Here is an 18,598-nt window from a genome sequence, read left to right on the forward strand (position 1 = left end):
GGGCCAGTATGGGAGGCGTCCGCCACGCTGAAAATGCACCTTCCAGAGACAAAATTGTACTTTCCATGGCCAACCCTGCCCCGCCGTCGGACAACCGCCGAACGCGCTGGCAGACCCGGTCATGTAGGGCTGGCAGGCTCAGTCAAGTCACCCACGCGGGCCTGCGCTAGGGTGCCGGCTTTGCCTATTTGCACAGGTACACCTCATGACCATTTCTCTCCTGCCTGCCGTCCAGGCGTTCTTCCAGCGTGACCACGGCCTGTTCATCGACGGCCGCGCGCAGGCCTCCGGCAGCGGTCGTCACCTGGACGTGATCGACCCGGCCAGCGGCGAAGTCATCAGCCGCGTCGGCGAAGCCAACCAGCACGACATCGACAGCGCCGTGGCCTCCTCCCGCGCGGGCTTCGCCCAGTGGTCGCAGGCCGCACCGGCAGTGCGCGGCAGCGTGCTGCTGAAACTGGCCGACCTGATCGAACAGAACGCCGAAGAGCTGGCCCAGATCGAAACCTGCCAGTCCGGCAAACTGATCCAGATTTCGCGCCACTTCGAAGTCGCCCAGGCTGCGCACTTCCTGCGCTACTACGCTGGCTGGGCGACCAAGATCAGCGGCCAGACCATCACCCCGTCGTTGCCTTCGTTCAACGGCGAGCGCTACACCGCCTTCACCCTGCGCGAGCCGATTGGCGTGGTGGTGGGCATCGTGCCGTGGAACTTCTCCACCATGATCGCCATCTGGAAACTGGCCTCGGCGCTGGTCACCGGCTGCAGCGTGATCATCAAGCCCAGCGAATTCACCCCGCTGACCATCCTGCGCATCGCTGAACTGGCGATCGACGCCGGCCTGCCGGCGGGCGTGCTCAACGTGGTCACCGGTGCCGGCGGTGTCGGCAAGGCGCTGATCGAGCACCCGCACACCGACAAAGTTTCCTTCACCGGCTCGGTGCCCACCGGCCTCGCCGTGGGCCAGACCGCCATGGCCGCCAACCTGACCCGCGCCACCCTGGAACTGGGCGGCAAGAACGCAGCGGGCTTCCTGCCGGATGTGGATGTGGAAACCGCGGTCAACGGCATCATCGAAGCGGGCTTCCTGCACTCCGGGCAGATCTGCGCCGCCGCCGAGCGCTTCTACGTGCACCGCTCGCAGATCGACGCGGTCACCCGCCGCCTGAGCGAGCGCCTGAGCCAGTTGAAGATCGGCTCGCCGCTGGATGAAGCCAGCGAGTTCGGCCCGGTGACCAACAAGCAGCACCAGGCCAAGCTTGGCCAGCTGTTCGCCAAGGCCCGCGCCGAAGGCAGCACCATTCTGCATGGCGGCAAGCTGATCGACGGCCCGGGCTGCTATGTCGAGCCGACCGTGATCCTGGCCAACTCGGCGAAGGACAGCCTGATGACCGAGGAAACCTTCGGCCCGGTGGCGACCTTCCTCGCCTACGACGACGAAGAGGAGTTGGTCGCGCTGATGAACGACAGCCCCTACGGCCTCAGTGCCAGCCTCTGGACCAACGACCTGGGCAAGGCGATGCGCCTGATTCCAAGGGTCCAGGCCGGCACCTTGTGGGTAAACATGCACACCCTGCTGGACCCGGCGGTGCCGTTTGGCGGGATCAAGGCCTCGGGTGTCGGGCGTGAATTCGGTGGGGCGTTCATCGAGGATTACACCGAGCTGAAGTCGGTGATGATTCGCTACTGATTGGGCCGCACACGCTCTAGAATGGCCAGCTCGCCCCCAATCTGGTGCCCCATGGACATCGAGCTGGCCCGAACCTTCCTCGAAATCGTGCGCAGCGGCAGCCTCGTCTCTGCCGCCGAACACCTGCACGTCACCCAGACCGCCATCAGCGCGCGAGTGCAGAAACTCGAACAGCAACTCGACTGCCAGCTCTTCATCCGCAGCCGCAACGGCGCCAGCCTGACCAGCAATGGCGAGGCCTTCGTGCCCTATGCCAATCAACTGCTGCAAACCTGGGAATCGGCCCGCCGCGACCTGCCGCTGCCGGACGGCTGCCGCGAGGTGCTGCGCATCGGTGGGGAAGTCAGCCTGTGCAACCCGCTGGTGCTTGACTGGGTGCGGGTGCTGCACGAACAGCTACCCAGCCACGCCATCCGCAGCGAAGTCGGCGAAAGCGCCGCCCTGCTGCGCAAACTGGAGATGGGCACGCTCGACGCGGCGCTGCTCTACCAGCCGATCTACAGCCCCGGCCTGCAAGTCGAACAATTGCTGGAAGAAAAACTGATCCGCATTCAACTGCGAAGAAAGCCGGAGCCCTACGTCTACATCGACTGGGGCGATACCTTCCGCCGCCTGCATGACGAAGCCCTTCCAGAACTGACCCGCCCGGCCCTGAGCTTCAACCTCGGCCCGCTGGCTTTGCAGTTCATCCTGGAACACGGTGGCAGCGGCTATTTCCGCACGCGGGTGGTGCAGAGTTACCTGGACCGCGGAGTACTGGAACGGGTGCCGCAGGCGCCGGAATTCCCCTACCCCACCTGGCTGGTCTATCCACGGGAGCGGGATTCGCAAGCGCTGCAGCAGGCGTTCGAACTGCTGCGCCAGGTGGTGGCAGGTGATAGCGACTGGTCGCAGCGCTGGGATCCGCTGATCTGACTCAAGCCGCCTCGGCCAGCCGCTCCTGCGCCAGCAAATGCTGGCTCAGCGCGGCGATCAGGTCGGTCTGGGTGACCACGCCAACCACCTTGCCGTTCTCCAGCACCGGCAGGCAATGCAGGCCCTGGTCGCAGAGCAGCGGGATCAGTTCGACGGCCTGACGCTCGCTGTCCACGGTAATCACCGGCTCGCTCATGATCTGTGCCAGACGCACCGGCTTCTGCCTGCCAAACAGCGCCCGCCAACTGAAACGGGTCGCGGCCATGGCCGGCGCGACCAGATCGCTGAGGCTGATGATGCCCGCCAGTTTCCCGCTGTCATCCAGCACCGGCAGGTTTTTCAGATGATGGCTGGCGAGTTGTTTCCAGGCCTGTTCCAGCGTGGTGTCGGGCGTGGCGAACTGCACGTCGCGGGACATCACCTGCGCCGCAGTAATCCCGCCGAGACTGCGCTGCACCGCGTGGCGCTGGGTGGCGAGGATGATCCGTTCGAGGTCGTTGCGGGTCACGTCGACGAACTCGCCAATGTCTTCCAGCGCCTGGTCCAAATCGCTCGGGCTGACCCCGACGCGCTCGCTGGCTGGCTGGTCAGCGGTGGCATGAGTGGCTTTGCGCGGCGCGTTGATTTTCGGGTAGCGCACGCCGGTCAGGCGGTTGTACAGCACCGCCATCGCCAGCACGATCAGGGCATTGAGCATCACCGGCTCGATCACCTTGACGCCCATCGCCGCCAGCGACGGATCGGCCAGTGCCAGACTCACCGCCAGCGCCGCACCCGGCGGGTGCAGACAGCGCAGCAGACACATCAGCAGAATCACCAGCAGCAGCGCCGCGCTCGCCACCATCAGGCCCGGACCGATCCAGTGATGCAGGCTGATCCCCACCGCCGCCGCGCAGACGTAACTGCCGAGAAACGGCCAGGGCTGCGACAGCGCGCCGGAATGCACGGCAAACAGCAACACCGTCGAGGCCGCCAATGGCGCCATCAGGTGCAGTGTCGCCGCGCTGCCGAACAGGTAGCTACAGACGCTACCCGCAACGGCCAGCGCCAGAAGCGCACCGATCGCGGCGCGGAACCATTCTTGAGGGGGAATATGCAAAGCGGCTGGAATGAAGCGATCGAACCAGTTACTGAGACCACGGCTAGACATGTGACGGACCAGGCACCTGTTTGAAGAAAAGAAGCCCGCCCAACAGCGGACGGACTTTGTATCGCGAGGGGGCAATACGCAAAGGGCTCCTTCCCTGGAGATGGAAAGATTGCCCGGCAGTCTGAGGAAATCTGACCGCCAGCTCAAATTCAAAAAAGTGCTGTTTCAGTGCATTTTTTTTGCAGTGTCACAAAACAGTGCGTTTTCTCACAGCACTTTGACCGCACGACCGATGAACTGCACCGGCCCGCTGGGCTTGCCGCTGGCCGAGCCGGTCGGGCTCTCCAGGGTCAACTCGAATAGCTGGTTGTCCTGCAGCGGCGGCAAGGCATCCAGCGGCACTTCCACGGCCTGCCCCGGCGCGATCAGGCCCAGCGAAACCGGCCCGCTCCAGCCATCAGCCTTGGTCCAGAATTCCAGCGCCTTGTCCGCGGGCACTTCGGCCATGCCCAGCGGAATCAACTGCACGGTGCGGTGATTGCTCGCCTGCACGACCCAGCCGGGCGATTTGTCCTGCGGCGCGACCAGCACCACCAGGTAGGTCGGCGTCGCTGCAGGTGGTTCGCGCACCAGCAACACCGCCAGTAACAGACTGGCCGCCAGGCCCGCCACCGACGCCCAACGCCAGGGTGTCGGACGCTGCCACCAGCGTTCGGGACGAGCGGCAGACAGCGACGGCGAAAGATCGCCCACGCTGCGCTCGATGCGTTGCCACAGGTACGCGGACGGCGTCTGCGCCGGCGCCTGCACCTGCAACCCCTGCAAACGGTGCTCCCAGGCATCGACCGCTTCCCGCAGCGACACATCGTGTTCAAGGCGCCGGGCGACGGCCTGGCGCAGGTCGAACGGCAGCGTGCCGAGGACATATTCAGCGGCCAGCGCATCACTGTCGTCGGGGCTTGTTTCGCGGCTGTCGTCGAGGTCGCCGGTCGTCATCCCATGCACTCGCGCAAGGCAGCCAGGCTGCGTTTGATCCAGGCCTTCACTGTGCCCAGCGGCGTCCCGAACGTGCGGGCGATCTCGGCGTGGGAAAAGCCATCGACATACGCGTGGACCAGGCAGGCCCGGCGTACAGGTTCCAATTGCTCCAGGCAGGTGGTCATGCGCCCACTGCGCAACGGACCGTCCCCCTCGGCGGCGCTGTCGCCCGGCTCGGCCTCATCGCCCAATGGCACATCCCGCTCCCGGCGACGCAGAAAGTCCAGCGCCAGATGCCGGGTGATGCTGAACATCCAGCCACGGGCACTGCCACGTGCCGGATCGAAGGTGGCGGCGCGGGTCCAGATGCGGATAAAGGCGTCGTGCACCACGTCTTCGGCCAGGGCGGTGTCCTTGAGCAGGCGCCGGGCGACGCCCAGCAACCGCGCGCCCTCCTCTTCGTACAAGCGCTGCAGCGCCTGGCGGTCGCCGCGTGCGCAGGCCGCCAGGTGGGCTTCATGGTCGAACGAGGACAGAGGTAAGGTCACAAGGCTTGCCGTCGACGGGTGGTTACCGCTAGCAGCGTAGACCACCGTCGAACGGGCAACCGGCGCTTAGCGGGCGGTCCAGAAAATATAGTCCGCCTGGTACTTCACCATCTCCCGCTTGCCCTTGTCGGCCGTGGTGCAAGCGCTGCCCGGCGCCACGCCGCCCTTGAGCGCCACACGCTGGATATAGGTCACGCCGTTCATGGCGCCGGCGCCTTCGGCCGGGTTGGCCTTGACCAGTTGGTACGGCAGGTTGCCTGGGCTGGAAGGTGCCACCGCCAACTGGGTGCCGGTGACTTTCGAACCATCCTTCGCCTGCCAGGTGGCGGGCGGGCCGAAGTAGTCGCCAACCGCCTTGCCGCTGCGGTCATTGAGCACGGCCTTGGGACCGACGAAGGTCCATTCGGTCTGCCCGGGCTTGTCGGCCTTGTCGCGGCATTCGTAGGTGATTTCGCCGACGCCGACGGTTTCCAGCGCGACCTTGTGGCCGTCCGGCACCTTGATGCTGTCGGGCAGCGCGCTGGTGGCATGAGCGGCGGAACCAAGCAGGAGGCTGGACGCGGCGAGAGCGGCGGCGGCCAGTGCGAAGCGGGATTGGCGGTTCATAAGGCGTGACTCCAGTCAGGATGATCGGTCAGGCAGCACGAGGCTGCTGTCTGAACTACCTGGCAGGACGCCAATTGGATGCAGGCGGATGAAAAAATAATCGCGGAACCTGTCCGCGATTATCCGGGTGATGCCTGGACCGTGCTTACAGGCCCAGTTCCTCGGGGGTCAGCATGTCCGACTCGAAGGCGATCCAGCCGTATTCCAGCTCGGCGTGGCCGTTGACGATCTCGCCGTAGTAGGTCAGGCCGTTGTCGAGGGTCACGCAGACATGGGTGGGGTTCTCGGGAGCAGCCAGGGCGCCATTGAAATGCACCTTCTTCAGCGTTTCCGTCACCGCCTCCAGGGAGATTTGCACGCCGGCGTTCTCGACAGCCTCGACGTCATCGCGCTGTTCGGCGCTGATGGTTACGGTGGCGGTGTATTTCTTCATGCTGAAAGTGCTCCGTGAGCGGAATAAACGGCCGCACAGGATAAGCCAGGATGGCCGCAAAAGCCCGTATCCCGACGTGCGGGCCGGTCCCCCGGTATCGCCAGCCATCACGAAACCGAGCACGCCGCTGCCCGCGCTGGTATCGTGCCGGGCTGAATGACTGCATGCCGTAAGGAGATGACCTTGAGTGCCGAAGCCAAATTGACCGGTGACCTGTTCGACGTCGACAAACGCCTGAACCTGAAGCCCGTGGTGGACTTCAACACCTACCTGAACAACGCCTTCGGCGACGGCAAATGCACCTGCGCCCGCTGCAAGGAAAGCGCGAACGACGAAAGCGCCTACGCCTTCGCCCACAGCTTCGAGTTCAACGGTATTCCGCTGCATCGGCGTTTTGCCACGACCACCGCGGCCGACGTGCTGGGTGTGCTGAAAAAAGCCTGGCTGTCGTACCACAAGGAAGAGTTGCCTGGCGGCAGCCTCGATCTCGAGAACCTCAAGACCTTCGTCGAAGCGCGCCTGCAGGTCCGCCTGAAGCCACTGTTGCTGGCCAGCGGGCTGGTGAAGGAACAGGAAGATGGCAGCCTGCTGTTGCTGGCTGACGGGGACTTCATCTGATTCCTTGAAAAACGCCATCGCTGGCAGGCGCAACGCCGCCAGCGATGAGGTTTCAGCAGATCAGGCTACAACCCGATAACACGGCACATACGCCGCGCCGCCCGGCAGCTTCATCCGATGCTGCTCGACAAACGCCTGCAATAGCCGATCCAGCGGCTGCATGATCGCCGCATCGCCGTGAATCTCGTACGGCCCATGCTCTTCGATCAGGCGGATGCCCTTGTCCTTGACGTTGCCGGCGACGATGCCGGAGAACGCCCGACGCAGGTTGGCCGCCAGCTCATGCGGCGGCAAGTCGAGGCGCAGTTGCAGGCTGGCCATGTTGGCGTGGGTCGGATCGAACGGACGCTGGAAGCCCTCCTCGATTTTCAACAGCCAGTTGAAGTGGAACGCGTCGTTGCGCTCGCGGCGGAACAGCTTGACCGCCTTGAGGCTCTCGGTCATCTGCCGGGCGACCTGCGCCGGGTCGTCGATGATGATCTGGTACAGCCCCTGCGCCGCTTCGCCGAGGGTGGCGCCGACGAAGTCGTTCAACTGTTGCAGGTACGGCTCGGCGCTGCGCGGCCCGGTGAGGATGACCGGGAACGGCAGTTCGCGGTTGTCCGGGTGCATCAGGATGCCCAGCAGATAGAGGAATTCCTCGGCGGTGCCGGCACCGCCAGGGAAGATGATGATGCCGTGGCCGACCCGGACGAAGGCTTCCAGGCGTTTCTCGATGTCCGGCAGGATCACCAGCTCATTGACGATCGGGTTCGGCGCCTCGGCGGCGATGATCCCAGGCTCGGTCAGGCCCAGGTAGCGGCCGCTGCTCATGCGCTGCTTGGCATGGGCGATGGTGGCGCCTTTCATCGGCCCCTTCATCACGCCAGGGCCGCAGCCGGTGCAGATGTCCAGCTTGCGCAGGCCCAGCTCGTGGCCGACCTTCTTGGTGTACTGGTATTCCTCGCTGCTGATCGAGTGACCACCCCAGCACACCACCAGCTTGGGCTCGACGCCCGAACGCAGGGTGCGCGCGTTGCGCAGCAACTGGAACACGTAGTCGGTGATGCCCTGGGAGTTTTCCAGGTCGATCTTCAGGCGGTCCAGCTCGCTCTCGGTGTAGACGATGTCGCGCAGGGCGCAGAAGAGCATCTCGCGGGTGCTGGCAATCATTTCGCCATCGACGAAAGCATCCGCCGGGGCGTTGAGCAGTTCCAGGCGGACGCCGCGGTCCTGCTGATGAATACGGACCTCGAAGTCCTTGTAGGCATCGAGGATGGTCTTGGCATTGTCGACATGGGCGCCGGTATTGAGGATGGCCAGGGCGCACTGGCGGAAAAGGGTGTAGATACTGCCCGAGCCGGCCTGGCTCAATTGTTGGACTTCACGTTGGGAAAGCGTCTCCAGACTCCCTTTCGGGGCGACCGAAGCATTGATTACCTGTCTTTGGGCCATGCTGAATTCCATGCTGTTCGGTGCCTGCGAACGACTGTGGCACCGCTGTTGTGAACGCCGCACGCGCGGGTCTCGCACCTGTTTGTAACAGGTGGCCGGGCTTGTAGCAAACGGCCCGGCTTCACTGAGTATGGACGCATCCGACGACAGGGCACGGCTTCTTCACACTGCCATCAGGCCGCCTGCTTCAAGGCTTGCGCCTTGCTTCGCACGGCAATGGCGGCAAAACACGCCAGGCAACCGAAGCCCGCAGCCGCCAGCGCCAGGCACATCGGTGCCGGGGTGCCGTCAGCCAGGGCACTGACCACGGCACTGAACGCCGCGCCGAGGGCGAACTGGCAAGCCACCGCCAGCCCCGCCGCCGCGCCGGCCTGACGCGGGTACAGCGCCAGCAGGCTGGCGACGCAATTGGCGCCCATCAAACCGGTGATGCTCACGTAGACGATCACCCCCGCCACGATCGCCGTCAGCCCGCCCCAGCCGCTGAGGCCGATCGCCAGCAACCATAGCGCCGCGACACCGCCCAGCGCCGCCCCTACCGACAGCATCCGCAACGGCCCGACGCGGCTGACCATCCGCGCGTTGATCAGGGTGACGACGATGATCCCCACCACGTTCAGGCCAAACAGCCAGGCGTAGCCGCTGGGCGACACGCCGAAATACTCCATGTACACGAAGGGCGACGCGGTGATGAACGCGAACATCCCGCCAAACGCCAGGCCCATGCAGAGGATGTAGGCCAGCGCCACCGGCTGCCGGGCGATCTGCCAGTAAGCGGCGAACACCTTCGCCAGCGATTCGCCGCGTTGGTCCGGGGCGTGGGTTTCGCCGATCTTCCAGGCCGAGGCCAGCAAGCACAGGGCGCCGAACACCAGCAGGCCGAAAAACACCGTGCGCCAGCCGTTGAGTTCCATCAGCAGGCTGCCCAGCAACGGCGCCACCAGCGTGGCAAGCATGGTCACCAGGTGCATCAGCGACAACACCCGCGCCGCCTCGCTGAGGGCGAACAGGTCACGCACGATGGCCCGCGCCAGCACCGAGGCCGCCGCGCCGCCGAGGGCCTGGAAAAAGCGCCAGACCACCAGTTGCTCCACGGAGCTGGCGAACATGCAGCCCACCGTCGCCACCAGGTACAACACCATGCCGCCCAACAGCAGCGGCCGCCGGCCGTAGCGGTCCGACAGCGGTCCGTAAACCAGCATGCCCAGGCACAGGCCGGCGAGGAACAGGCTGATGGTCAGTTGCACGCTGGCGGCATCGGCGCCCAGGTCGCTGGCGATCATCGGCAGGCTGGGCAGGTAGGTGTCGATGGACAGCGGCGCGAACGCCACCAGCGCGGCGAGCAGGACGATCAGCCGGGCCGGATTGGCAGTATGGGTCATCGGGACTCCGAAATCAGGGAAGGAAGCGGCATAACGTTAATATCTTAATTTTATTCGCAAGCGCAGCAAAAGGACTTTATCGGTAGAAAGATAATATGTTAACTATAAGCCAAGCCCGCGACCCAGGGCCCGGCCTTACAACGCCATAACGAACGCACCAAAACAAAAACAAAAGGTATGAAGTCCATGTCCCTCCCCCGTCGCCTCACCGCGGCCAGCGCTGGCCTGTGCGCCACGCTCGTCCCGTACCTCGCCCACGCCGATTTCATCAAGGACAGCAAAGGCAGCCTGGAAGCACGCAATTTCTATTTCAGCCGCGATTTCCGCCAGAGCAACGCGCCGCAAAGCCAGGCCCGGGAATGGGCCCAGGGCTTCATTCTGCGTATGGAGTCAGGCTTTACCGAAGGCACTGTCGGATTTGGCCTCGACGCCCTCGGCGAGCTGGGCGTGAAGCTCGACTCCAGCCGTGACCGCCGTGGCACCGGCCTGCTGCCCTACGGCGCCAGCCAGGAGCCGGTGGACGACTTCAGCGAACTGGGCCTGACCGCCAAAGCGCGCATCAGCAAGACCACCCTCAAGCTCGGCACCCTGCAACCGATGCTGCCGGTCGCGGCGATCAACGACGTGCGCCTGCTGCCCTCGACCTACACCGGCGGCTTGGTCACCTCCCAGGACATCGACGGCCTGACCTTCAACATCGGCCGCCTGGAAAAGCAGAACCTGCGGGATTCCTCCAGCAACGACGAGATGAGCTACGCCGGCGTCGAGAGCAGCCACCTGGACCTAGCCGGCGGCACCTACGCCCTGACCCCGCGCCTGGCGGTGAGCTACTACTACGCGCAGATGCAGGACATCTACCGCCAGCACTACGCCGGTCTGGTGCACGACCTACCATTGGCCGACGGCATCAACCTGCGCAGCGACCTGCGCTACTTCGACACCCGCGAAACCGGCCATGACGCTCTGCGCTCGACGGCCCGGGTCGACGGCGGCAAGATCGACAACCGCTTCTTCAACGGCATGCTGACCCTCGGCGTGGGCGCGCACAAATTCGGCCTGGGTTACCAGAACCTCTCCGGCGACGGCGATTTCGCCTACCCGGGACTGGACCCGTACTCGGTCAACCTGGTCACGGTGAACGTCTTCACCAAGGCCGAGACCGACGCCTGGCAAGCGCGCTACGACTACAACTTCGCCGCCTTCGGCCTGCCCGGCCTGAGCTTCATGACCCGCTACGTCAACGGCAAGAACATCGAGACGGCGACGGTCAGCGGCGGCAAGGAATGGGAACGCGACACCGATATCGCCTACGTGGTACAGGACGGTCCGCTGAAGAATTTCAGCGTGCGCCTGCGCAATGCGACCTTCCGTTCCAGCGGCGGATTGACCAGCGATATCGATGAAAACCGGCTGATCCTCGGGTACACCGTGGCGCTGTGGTGAGGGAAGAAAAAGCGTAAATACGGGTTTTATCTTCAAGATGTACAGCAGGCCGGGGCACAATGTGCCACCACGAAACCAGCCCCGGACTGCTTATGACCACCGCCCAGGTCCCTCCTGCGCAGCACACCGCCTTCGATATCCGCCCCCTGCTCTTCGCCCACATGGCCTGCACTATCGCCATGATGGCCTTCGTCTCGCTGATCGGCCCGATCGCTCGCGTGCTCGACCTCGCCCCCTGGCAGGCAGGCGCGGCGATGACGGTGTCCGGGGTGATCTGGATGCTCCTCGCCCGCCCTTGGGGCCGCGCCAGCGACCGCTATGGCCGCCGCCGGATCCTGCTGCTGGGTGCCGGCGGTTTCACCCTCTCCTACTGGGCGCTATGCCTGTTCATCGACGGCGCCTTGCGCTGGCTGCCGCCCGCCTCGATCGCGTTCGCCGGCATGGTCATCGGCCGTGGCGCCATCGGTGCGTTCTACGCCGCCCTGCCGGTAGGCAGCAACGCGCTGATCGCCGATAACGTCGCGCCGCAGAACCGCGCCAAAGCCATGGCGTCCCTCGGCGCCGCCAACGCCGTCGGCCTGGTGCTCGGCCCGGCCCTCGCCGCCTTGCTCGCCCGCCACAGCCTGAGCCTGCCGATGTACGCCATGGCGATCCTGCCGCTGCTGGCCCTGCTGGTGCTGCGGTTCAAGCTCAAGCGCCAGGAGTTGCACCTGGCCCAGGCCCCGCGCAGCGTGCGGATGACCGACCCGCGCCTGCGCCGGCCGCTGGTGGTGGCCTTCGTCGCCATGCTCTGCGTGTCCCTGGCGCAGATCACCGTCGGTTTTTTCGCCCTCGATTGCCTGGGCCTGGAACCGGGCGACGCCGCACAGGCCGCCGGTATTGCCTTGACCATGGTCGGCGCAGCGCTGATCTGCTCGCAATTGCTGGTGCGCAAGCTGCAATGGCCGCCGCTGCGGATGATTCGCGTCGGCGCCAGCATCTCGGCCCTGGGCTTTATCGCCAGCGCCTTCGCCACAAGCAGCCTGGTGCTGGCGCTCGGTTTCTTCGTCAGCGCGGCGGGCATGGGCTGGGTGTTCCCGGCCTTCGCGGCACTCGCGGCAAACGCCGTGGACGCCTCTGAACAAGGCGCCACCGCCGGCTCCGTCGGCGCCGTACAGGGCTTCGGCGTGGTGATCGGTCCGCTGGCCGGAACCTTGATCTACAGCCTCGATCCGCGCCTGCCGTACCTGGTCGCCGCCGTGCTGTTGCTGCTGGTGGGGCTGTGGTCGACCTCACGTGCCCCGGCACACGTCTGAAACCCGCACGATCCGCCGTTCGCCGCTCGGGCACAGGCTGCCCGAGTGTGCTTTAATGCGTCGCCCATTATTTTTGACACCAAGGCGGCTATGGACACGGGGACACGACTCAGACTGGTGCGTGAACGCAACAAGCTCTCCCAACGCGAACTGGCCCGGCGCAGCGGCCTGACCAACTCGACCATTTCACAGATCGAACAGAATCGCGTCAGCCCCTCTGTCAGTTCCCTGAAGAAGCTGCTCGAAGGCATCCCCATGTCCCTGGCGGAGTTCTTCAGCTTCGACGAGCCGCCGCGGCAAGAACGCTTCGTCTTCCGCGCCACCGAACAGCCCGACCTGGGCAGTTCCGGCCTGCGCCTGCTGCTGGTTGGCGCCAGCGTCGAAGGCCGGCAGATGCGCATGTTGCGCGAGCTGTACGCCCCCGGCGCCGACTCCGGTGAAGAGCTGATCGTCCACGCCGAAGGCGAGGAATGCGGCCTGGTCACCCGGGGCACCATTGAACTGCGGGTCGACGGTCAGGTGAGCATCCTCAACACCGGCGACGGTTATTACTTCCCGACCACCCTGCCCCACAGCTTCAAGAATATCGGCCAGGATGAGGCCGAGATCATCAGCGCCAACACCCCGGCGAACTTCTGATCCACGGCGGCGGTAGCGCGGGACCTCTCGCGCTACCGCCGTTGGTTCACATCCAGCCCAGCCAGTGCCACCAGGTGGCAGCAAACACCAGCATCAGCAGATAACCGGCCAGGGTCACTACCAACCCGACCCGGGCGAACTGCCGTGCGTTGAAGGTTTCGGTGCCAAGGCACACCATGTTCTGCGGTGCGTTGATCGGCAGGATAAAGCCGTAGCTGACCACGAAGCCCAGGGCCATGGTCATGCCCAGCCGACTGAAATCACCCGGCAAGGTCTGCAGCACTGCGATCAGGATCGGCAACAGCGCCGAGGTCAACGCCGTGGCGCTGGCGAAGCCCAGGTGGATCACGATCAGGAACGCCCCGAGAATCGCAAACACGCCCAGCGTACCCAGTTGATCCAGCCCGGTATGGGCGACCACCTGCGCGCCCAGCCATTGGCCGGCATGGGTGCTGAGCAAGGTGGTGCCGAGGCTGATGCCCACGCCGAAAACGATCACCGTGCCCCACGGAATCCGTGCCTGCACGTCCTTCCAGGTCATCACGCCGAAGCGCGGCAAAAGCAACAGCACCAGGCCGGCATAGGTGGTGGACGTGGTGTCGAACGCGTGCAGTTTGCCCTCGGTGGCCCACGCCAGCAGCAGGGCCAGCGAAACGCCGAGCAGACGCTTCTGCGCCCCGCTCATCGGCCCCAACGCCGCCAGTTGCTCGGCGACCGCAGCCTTACCGCCAGGGATGCTGTCGGTCTCCGGAGGCAGCATTTTCAGCACCAGCACAATCAGCAGGGCCGACATCAGCACCGCCCACGGCGCGCCTGCGATAAGCCAGTCGATCCACGACACCCGGGCGCCGAGCATCTTGTCCATGAAGCCGACGGTCAGCAGGTTCTGTGCAGCGGCGGTCTGGATGCCGATGTTCCAGATGCTGGTGCCCTGGGCGACGATGATCATGATCCCGGCGGCAATGTTGGAACGCTTGTCCACGCCGAACGCGGCGATCACCCCCATCATGATCGGCACCACACAGGCACTGCGCGCAGTGGCGCTGGGCACGACCAGGCTGAGCAGGATCGTCACCACCACGGCACCAAGCAGGATGCGCCGGGTGCTGACGCCGATGCGGTCAAGGGTTACCAGCGCGATGCGCCGGTCCAGCCCGGTGTGAGTCATTGCCGCGGCGAGAAACAGCGCGCCCACCACCAGTGCCAGCGCCGGATTGGAAAAGCCGGTCAGGGCCATGCTCACCGCCGCCGACGAGCCGTAAGTGACGCTGGGGTCAGCCAGAGTCGGCGCGGTGCCGAGGAGAAACGCCAACAGCGAGGTGATCATGATCGCACTGGCTTCGTAGGACACCGCCTCGGTGATCCAGATCACCACGGCGAACGCCAGAATCGCCAACACCCGCTGCCCGGCCACCGGCAAGTCGGCCGGCAGCGGCAAGAACAGCACGGCCACCAGCGCGACGATGCCGACCAGCAAGCCGACGGGCAGCCCCAGCCTGGCGCCGGTGGTTGAAGGAGAAGTGCTTGTCTGGCTCATGAACGCCTCGCTGACTGCAGAAAACCCGGCAAGCGCTCTAGCACGGCGCTTACCCCTGGTTCTGATGATCCTCTCCACCTACCCGAAAAAAACTGACCCGGATCAAACCCGCCCGACATTGCCGCAGGTGTCTGCAACGGGTTTTGTAGGGCAATCCAACAGGGCACTACATAAACGCCACGCATGTAGGAAAAGTATTTTGTAGTGCTAATAAAAAATCACTACAAAACCTGTTGACGCCATTCGTCGCCCTCTGCATGATGAGCCCATCTCCCCGATCGGGAGTGCTGGCAAGGGTGTTCCAGACGGTCTGAGCAGTTTTCGGGTCGTCCGTGGAGAGGGACTGTCCAAAAGGCAGAGTGAAGAAAGCCCCTGTTGCAATGCTGCGGTAGCAGCCTTGGTAGTGCGCTACATGAGTAGCGCCAGATAGACAAAAACCACTGACGGGTTAATGGGGGCTTTAATGATGAACTTGAACGAAAAACCGACCATCGAAGAATTGGCCAAACTGTTCGCAGCGCGTAAAGACAGCCTCGACAGCCACATTCTCTGGGTTTGCGATGCCGGCGAGGTGCATATCGACAGCCTGTCGCCTTACACCGCCGAAGACGAATTCGAAGAGCGCAAGCCGAACATGCGCGCCCGGCTGAAGATGTACCGCCGCGGCCAGGGCTACGTCGGCAAGAAGGCCGCCGCCGACACCCAGTACGTCGGTCGCGTGTTGCAGACCCTGGAACAAGAGTGGCCAACGCTGCGTGAAACCCAGGGCGTGCAGATTATCGACCGCCTCTGCTGATTCACCCGCGTCAATTGAGCCCGGCCCGCAATGGCCGGGCTTTTTCATGCCCGGCATCAAAGTTCATCGCGTGATTCTGGCTAAAATGCGGCTTTTCCCCGGAGTAACCGCATGACCAGCCCCGCTTTCGGCACCGCGGACGCGTCCTACCAGGCAGCCGGCGGCTTCGACGGCCTGCGCCGCCTGGTGGATGACTTCTACGACATCATGGACCAGGACCCGAGCGCGCAGTCCGTCAGGCACATGCACGCCGATGACCTGAGCCTGTCCCGCGACAAGCTGACCTGTTTCCTCAGTGGCTGGCTCGGCGGCCCGCGCCTGTTCGCCGAACGCTACGGGCCGATCGGCCTTCCGTCCTTTCATGCTCAGTGGCCGATGGACGAGGGTCACGCCCGGATCTGGCTGGATTGCATGGCCCAGGCCATCGCTCGCCAGGATTATTCAGCGGAGTTCGCCGAGTATCTGCTGACTCAACTGCGGGTTCCGGCTGGGCGCATCGTTCAGGCCAGTCGTGCGCGGCACGGGCATTGAAGGGATGCCTTCCTTGTTTTGTCTTTTGGTCCTAGCTTTGGCTTTGGCTTTGCGAGCTTATCCGTTTGATGCGGCGAGGCTGCCGGCGCCTTCCGCCTCTACGGCGGCCTACTTTTCTGCTTGGGAAAAGTAGGCAAAACCGCTCGCTCCCGCATCCGGCCCTACGCTGCGCTCCGGGTCCCCTCGCTACGGCGCCTTTCGGGGCCACGCGGCCTACGACTTGCAAGCAAGTCTACATCTCGCGTCTTCGGCTTACGCCGAAGGGTGCTGCGCACCTGCCCCTACAGGCACCTCCGCTCGGCCTCCTGAAGTCGCGAAGTTACGGGCGGCGCCTGTGATGACGGATCTTCGAAATCACAGCCTAGTGAAACCAGCGATTTGCTCTTTTTTGCTCTCGCTCTTCATGCACGAAAATTCAGACGACACAAATTGCGACGTCAGTAGGCCGAGTGGAGGTGTCTGTAGGGGGCAGGTGCGCAGCACCCTTCGGCGTAGCCGAAGACGCGAGGTGAAGACTTGCGAAGCAAGTCGTAGGCCGCGTGGCCCCCGAAAGACACCGGAGGGAGGGAACCCGAAGCGCAGCGTAGGGCCGGATGCAGGAGCCAGCGGTTTTCGTCTATTTTGCCAAGACAAAATGGTCTCGCCGTAAAGGCGAAAGGGGCCGGCAGCCTCGCCACACGGAATGGATCAGCCCAGAGCACCCAAACCCAAAGCCAAAGCCCCCCGTGAAGAACCAAAAAAAAGCCGGCAACCCTGCCGGCTTTTTCAATAGTTCCATTCACGCCTGGCGAAGCAGCGCCATCGGCTCTTCAGGTTGCAGCCCGGCGACCATCGCCCGAGCCCGATCGACACCCCAGACCAGCGCCCGGCTCATGCTCTCACCGGGGCGGGACGGGTAATACTCTTCCAGCAAGGCCTTGCCCTGCCGGGCATAAACACCGAGAAAAAGTTGTGTTGCCCCGGTACGCGAAAGCCTTACCTGGACATCGATACTGGTGCCATCGCTGAACACCTCGTCATGACTGCGGCTGTGCAACCGGGCATCCGCCCATTCCCAATACTTCTCTTCCCTGATGCGCATTACAGTCCTCCACTGGATTTACCGCGCTAGTAAGGCACAGATCACCCTCCCTCTCCAGCGCCGCCGGGCGGCGCAATGAGCAAGATCAAGCAAAGCGGCATGAATTGGCAGATTTCGCGTACCAGTCCGCGCTTTCGGGCAGTGCCTTACCAAAATCAAAAAGACGTGGCGCACAAGCCGAACATGCCCCGAAGGGCACGGGTTTCAGCGTTTTGGCAATGCGGCGGGCAGGAACCTGCGGCTTTCGATGCGCGAGGGCGTCCTGGATTTCCAGGTGACCTGGGCATCGTCCAGGGTCATGTTGGCGAAACCGAGGCGGAACGCCGCCTGGCCGCAACGCACCACGCTATTGACGGGAAATTCGTCACCGAGGTCTTCGAGAAATTGATCCTTCATTTACCGGCTCCCCTCTGATTCGGTCGATACCGATCCCCCAGCGAGAGACCTGAAAATATCGACCTGGATGTTTCAGAGACTAGCCGGACATTTGCGGACTGCTCAGTCACAAAGCAAAAAGACCGACAAATGGCGCAGTGCAATCATTCCGCCCGCGCCCCTTGCCGAATCTCAGGCTCGCGCTGGCAGGAACCGCGCTTTCAGGCGCGGCCCGAACACATTGATCAACAGCCCGACCATCACCAGCAAACCACCCCAACACTGGATCGCACTCAAGCGCTCATCCAGCAGCACGGCCGACGAACTCAGCCCCACCACCGGAACCAGAAGCGAAAACGGTGCCACTTTGCCGGCCGGGTAGCGCGACAGCAGCCGACTCCACAAGCCGTAGCCAAGCATTGTCGCAATCAGCGCCAGGTACACCAGCGACAGGATCGAGCTCATGCCGATATTGCGCAGCGACGTCTCGATCAGCGCCGGGCCTTCGAGGTACCACGACATGGCGAAGAACGGCAGCGGCGGCACCAGCGCGCCCCAGATCACCAGCGCCATCAAATCGATATTGCCGAAACGCCGGGTGATGATATTGCCCATGGCCCAGCAGGCGCCGCCGCCGAGGGTGAGGATCAGCGCCAGCAACGGCACATGGCCGCCATTCTCGCTGCCAATCAGCGCCAGCCCGCCCGCCGCCACCAGCAGCCCCAGCACACTGGCCGCCCGCAGCCGCTCGCCGAGAAAGACCGCGGCGAAAATCATCGTGAAAAACGCCTGCGACTGCAGCACCAGCGACGCCAGCCCCGGCGGCATGCCGTTGCCCATGGCTTCGAACAGAAAGGCGAATTGACCAAACGAAATGGTCAGCCCGTAAGCCAGCAGCCAGCGCCATGGCAACTGCGGCCGGCGAATGAAAAACACCGCCGGGATCGCCACCAGCGCAAAGCGCAGGCCGCCCAGCAGCATCGGCGGCAAGCCGTCCAGCCCGACCTTGATCACCACGAAATTCAAGCCCCAGGCGACGATCACCACCAGCGCCAACAGCAGATCCTTGAGCGGCATGTTCCCCCCGGCCTATTTGTAATATTCGGAAACATCATAACGTTATTACAAAAGCCGCTCTACGCCGGGAAGCGAGGCTGACGGCCGGGGTTATGGACGGGTCGCGATCACGCCGACTGTGATCGGTGCA

General features: G+C 64.1%; 19 protein-coding genes. 8 read left to right on the forward strand and 11 right to left on the reverse strand.

The genetic code is table 11. The features are described from left to right. Positions 1-205: 205 nt before the first annotated feature. Together NTD88_RS05375 and NTD88_RS05380 are read left to right on the forward strand one after the other, a co-directional pair. Positions 206-1,690 (forward strand): aldehyde dehydrogenase family protein, encoded by a 1,485-nt coding sequence (locus NTD88_RS05375; RefSeq protein WP_110972977.1) that lies wholly within the window; start codon positions 206-208, stop codon positions 1,688-1,690. 51 nt (positions 1,691-1,741) lie between these two features. Then, the gene (locus NTD88_RS05380) at positions 1,742-2,605 is read left to right on the forward strand and encodes a LysR family transcriptional regulator (RefSeq protein ID WP_262154202.1); all 864 of its coding nucleotides are present in this window, start codon (positions 1,742-1,744) and stop codon (positions 2,603-2,605) included. Position 2,606: 1 nt separating this feature from the next. On the opposite strand, the gene NTD88_RS05385 is transcribed toward NTD88_RS05380, so the two are convergent. The 5 genes from NTD88_RS05385 to NTD88_RS05405 form a co-directional block, all read right to left on the reverse strand. After that, positions 2,607-3,755: an HPP family protein gene (locus NTD88_RS05385; RefSeq protein WP_262127736.1), complete on the reverse strand. Its 1,149-nt coding sequence runs from the start codon at positions 3,753-3,755 to the stop codon at positions 2,607-2,609. 207 nt (positions 3,756-3,962) lie between these two features. Continuing rightward, positions 3,963-4,691 carry an anti-sigma factor domain-containing protein gene (locus NTD88_RS05390; RefSeq protein ID WP_262154201.1) on the reverse strand — a complete coding sequence of 243 codons (729 nt, stop codon included), beginning with the start codon at positions 4,689-4,691 and terminating at the stop codon, positions 3,963-3,965. Then, complete coding sequence (locus NTD88_RS05395; protein ID WP_095159831.1) at positions 4,688-5,221, reverse strand: sigma-70 family RNA polymerase sigma factor; 534 nt, start codon at positions 5,219-5,221, stop codon at positions 4,688-4,690. The genes NTD88_RS05390 and NTD88_RS05395 overlap by 4 nt, the downstream gene beginning before the upstream one ends. Positions 5,222-5,287: 66 nt before the next feature. Beyond that, a complete protein-coding gene (locus tag NTD88_RS05400; RefSeq protein WP_262154200.1) occupies positions 5,288-5,827 on the reverse strand; it encodes a DUF3455 domain-containing protein in 540 nt (179 codons plus the stop codon). 145 nt (positions 5,828-5,972) lie between these two features. Further along, entirely contained in the window at positions 5,973-6,260 is a 288-nt protein-coding gene (locus NTD88_RS05405) for a hypothetical protein (RefSeq protein ID WP_095159833.1), read from the reverse strand. 177 nt (positions 6,261-6,437) lie between these two features. Between NTD88_RS05405 and NTD88_RS05410 the strand changes: the two genes are divergently transcribed. Then, on the forward strand, positions 6,438-6,878 hold the full coding sequence (locus NTD88_RS05410) for a hypothetical protein (protein WP_095159834.1): 441 nt from the start codon (positions 6,438-6,440) through the stop codon (positions 6,876-6,878). A gap of 60 nt (positions 6,879-6,938) precedes the next feature. Here the strand turns inward: NTD88_RS05410 and ppnN are convergent, their stop codons facing one another. Further along, on the reverse strand, positions 6,939-8,312 hold the full coding sequence (ppnN, locus tag NTD88_RS05415; RefSeq protein ID WP_095159848.1) for a nucleotide 5'-monophosphate nucleosidase PpnN: 1,374 nt from the start codon (positions 8,310-8,312) through the stop codon (positions 6,939-6,941). Positions 8,313-8,485: 173 nt separating this feature from the next. Beyond that, on the reverse strand, positions 8,486-9,694 hold the full coding sequence (locus NTD88_RS05420) for a Bcr/CflA family multidrug efflux MFS transporter (protein ID WP_262127732.1): 1,209 nt from the start codon (positions 9,692-9,694) through the stop codon (positions 8,486-8,488). Positions 9,695-9,880: 186 nt separating this feature from the next. On the opposite strand from NTD88_RS05420, the gene NTD88_RS05425 reads away from it, so the two are divergent. The 3 genes from NTD88_RS05425 (at position 9,881) to NTD88_RS05435 (ending at position 13,071) form a co-directional block, all read left to right on the forward strand. Further along, on the forward strand, positions 9,881-11,137 hold the full coding sequence (locus tag NTD88_RS05425; protein ID WP_262154199.1) for an OprD family porin: 1,257 nt from the start codon (positions 9,881-9,883) through the stop codon (positions 11,135-11,137). A gap of 92 nt (positions 11,138-11,229) precedes the next feature. Continuing rightward, the gene (locus tag NTD88_RS05430) at positions 11,230-12,432 is read left to right on the forward strand and encodes an MFS transporter (protein ID WP_095159836.1); all 1,203 of its coding nucleotides are present in this window, start codon (positions 11,230-11,232) and stop codon (positions 12,430-12,432) included. Positions 12,433-12,522: 90 nt separating this feature from the next. Then, positions 12,523-13,071: a cupin domain-containing protein gene (locus tag NTD88_RS05435; protein ID WP_095159837.1), complete on the forward strand. Its 549-nt coding sequence runs from the start codon at positions 12,523-12,525 to the stop codon at positions 13,069-13,071. 46 nt (positions 13,072-13,117) lie between these two features. On the opposite strand, the gene NTD88_RS05440 is transcribed toward NTD88_RS05435, so the two are convergent. Next, positions 13,118-14,608 carry an anion permease gene (locus NTD88_RS05440; RefSeq protein ID WP_262154198.1) on the reverse strand — a complete coding sequence of 497 codons (1,491 nt, stop codon included), beginning with the start codon at positions 14,606-14,608 and terminating at the stop codon, positions 13,118-13,120. Positions 14,609-15,071: 463 nt separating this feature from the next. Between NTD88_RS05440 and NTD88_RS05445 the strand changes: the two genes are divergently transcribed. Together NTD88_RS05445 and NTD88_RS05450 are read left to right on the forward strand one after the other, a co-directional pair. Further along, positions 15,072-15,404 carry a hypothetical protein gene (locus tag NTD88_RS05445; RefSeq protein ID WP_095159839.1) on the forward strand — a complete coding sequence of 111 codons (333 nt, stop codon included), beginning with the start codon at positions 15,072-15,074 and terminating at the stop codon, positions 15,402-15,404. 111 nt (positions 15,405-15,515) lie between these two features. Next, on the forward strand, positions 15,516-15,935 hold the full coding sequence (locus tag NTD88_RS05450; protein ID WP_262154197.1) for a group II truncated hemoglobin: 420 nt from the start codon (positions 15,516-15,518) through the stop codon (positions 15,933-15,935). A gap of 778 nt (positions 15,936-16,713) precedes the next feature. On the opposite strand, the gene NTD88_RS05455 is transcribed toward NTD88_RS05450, so the two are convergent. From NTD88_RS05455 to NTD88_RS05465, 3 genes are all read right to left on the reverse strand, one after another. Then, positions 16,714-17,016: a hypothetical protein gene (locus NTD88_RS05455; protein ID WP_262154196.1), complete on the reverse strand. Its 303-nt coding sequence runs from the start codon at positions 17,014-17,016 to the stop codon at positions 16,714-16,716. Positions 17,017-17,220: 204 nt separating this feature from the next. After that, on the reverse strand, positions 17,221-17,412 hold the full coding sequence (locus tag NTD88_RS05460) for a hypothetical protein (RefSeq protein ID WP_095159842.1): 192 nt from the start codon (positions 17,410-17,412) through the stop codon (positions 17,221-17,223). Positions 17,413-17,583: 171 nt separating this feature from the next. Continuing rightward, positions 17,584-18,468 (reverse strand): EamA family transporter, encoded by an 885-nt coding sequence (locus NTD88_RS05465; protein ID WP_262154195.1) that lies wholly within the window; start codon positions 18,466-18,468, stop codon positions 17,584-17,586. Positions 18,469-18,598 lie beyond the last annotated feature (130 nt).

The sequence above is a fragment of the Pseudomonas sp. 20P_3.2_Bac5 genome (genome assembly GCF_025466035.1).
Lineage (GTDB): Bacteria > Pseudomonadota > Gammaproteobacteria > Pseudomonadales > Pseudomonadaceae > Aquipseudomonas.

Coding starts and splice junctions, on each gene's coding strand:
- NTD88_RS05375 (WP_110972977.1), top strand. CDS start 206: ATGACCATTTCTCTCCTGCCTGCCGTCCAGGCGTTCTTCCAGCGTGAC.
- NTD88_RS05380 (WP_262154202.1), top strand. CDS start 1,742: ATGGACATCGAGCTGGCCCGAACCTTCCTCGAAATCGTGCGCAGCGGC.
- NTD88_RS05385 (WP_262127736.1), bottom strand. CDS start 3,755: ATGTCTAGCCGTGGTCTCAGTAACTGGTTCGATCGCTTCATTCCAGCC.
- NTD88_RS05390 (WP_262154201.1), bottom strand. CDS start 4,691: ATGACGACCGGCGACCTCGACGACAGCCGCGAAACAAGCCCCGACGAC.
- NTD88_RS05400 (WP_262154200.1), bottom strand. CDS start 5,827: ATGAACCGCCAATCCCGCTTCGCACTGGCCGCCGCCGCTCTCGCCGCG.
- NTD88_RS05405 (WP_095159833.1), bottom strand. CDS start 6,260: ATGAAGAAATACACCGCCACCGTAACCATCAGCGCCGAACAGCGCGAT.
- NTD88_RS05410 (WP_095159834.1), top strand. CDS start 6,438: ATGACCTTGAGTGCCGAAGCCAAATTGACCGGTGACCTGTTCGACGTC.
- ppnN (WP_095159848.1), bottom strand. CDS start 8,312: ATGGCCCAAAGACAGGTAATCAATGCTTCGGTCGCCCCGAAAGGGAGT.
- NTD88_RS05420 (WP_262127732.1), bottom strand. CDS start 9,694: ATGACCCATACTGCCAATCCGGCCCGGCTGATCGTCCTGCTCGCCGCG.
- NTD88_RS05425 (WP_262154199.1), top strand. CDS start 9,881: ATGTCCCTCCCCCGTCGCCTCACCGCGGCCAGCGCTGGCCTGTGCGCC.
- NTD88_RS05430 (WP_095159836.1), top strand. CDS start 11,230: ATGACCACCGCCCAGGTCCCTCCTGCGCAGCACACCGCCTTCGATATC.
- NTD88_RS05435 (WP_095159837.1), top strand. CDS start 12,523: ATGGACACGGGGACACGACTCAGACTGGTGCGTGAACGCAACAAGCTC.
- NTD88_RS05440 (WP_262154198.1), bottom strand. CDS start 14,608: ATGAGCCAGACAAGCACTTCTCCTTCAACCACCGGCGCCAGGCTGGGG.
- NTD88_RS05445 (WP_095159839.1), top strand. CDS start 15,072: ATGATGAACTTGAACGAAAAACCGACCATCGAAGAATTGGCCAAACTG.
- NTD88_RS05450 (WP_262154197.1), top strand. CDS start 15,516: ATGACCAGCCCCGCTTTCGGCACCGCGGACGCGTCCTACCAGGCAGCC.
- NTD88_RS05455 (WP_262154196.1), bottom strand. CDS start 17,016: ATGCGCATCAGGGAAGAGAAGTATTGGGAATGGGCGGATGCCCGGTTG.
- NTD88_RS05460 (WP_095159842.1), bottom strand. CDS start 17,412: ATGAAGGATCAATTTCTCGAAGACCTCGGTGACGAATTTCCCGTCAAT.
- NTD88_RS05465 (WP_262154195.1), bottom strand. CDS start 18,468: ATGCCGCTCAAGGATCTGCTGTTGGCGCTGGTGGTGATCGTCGCCTGG.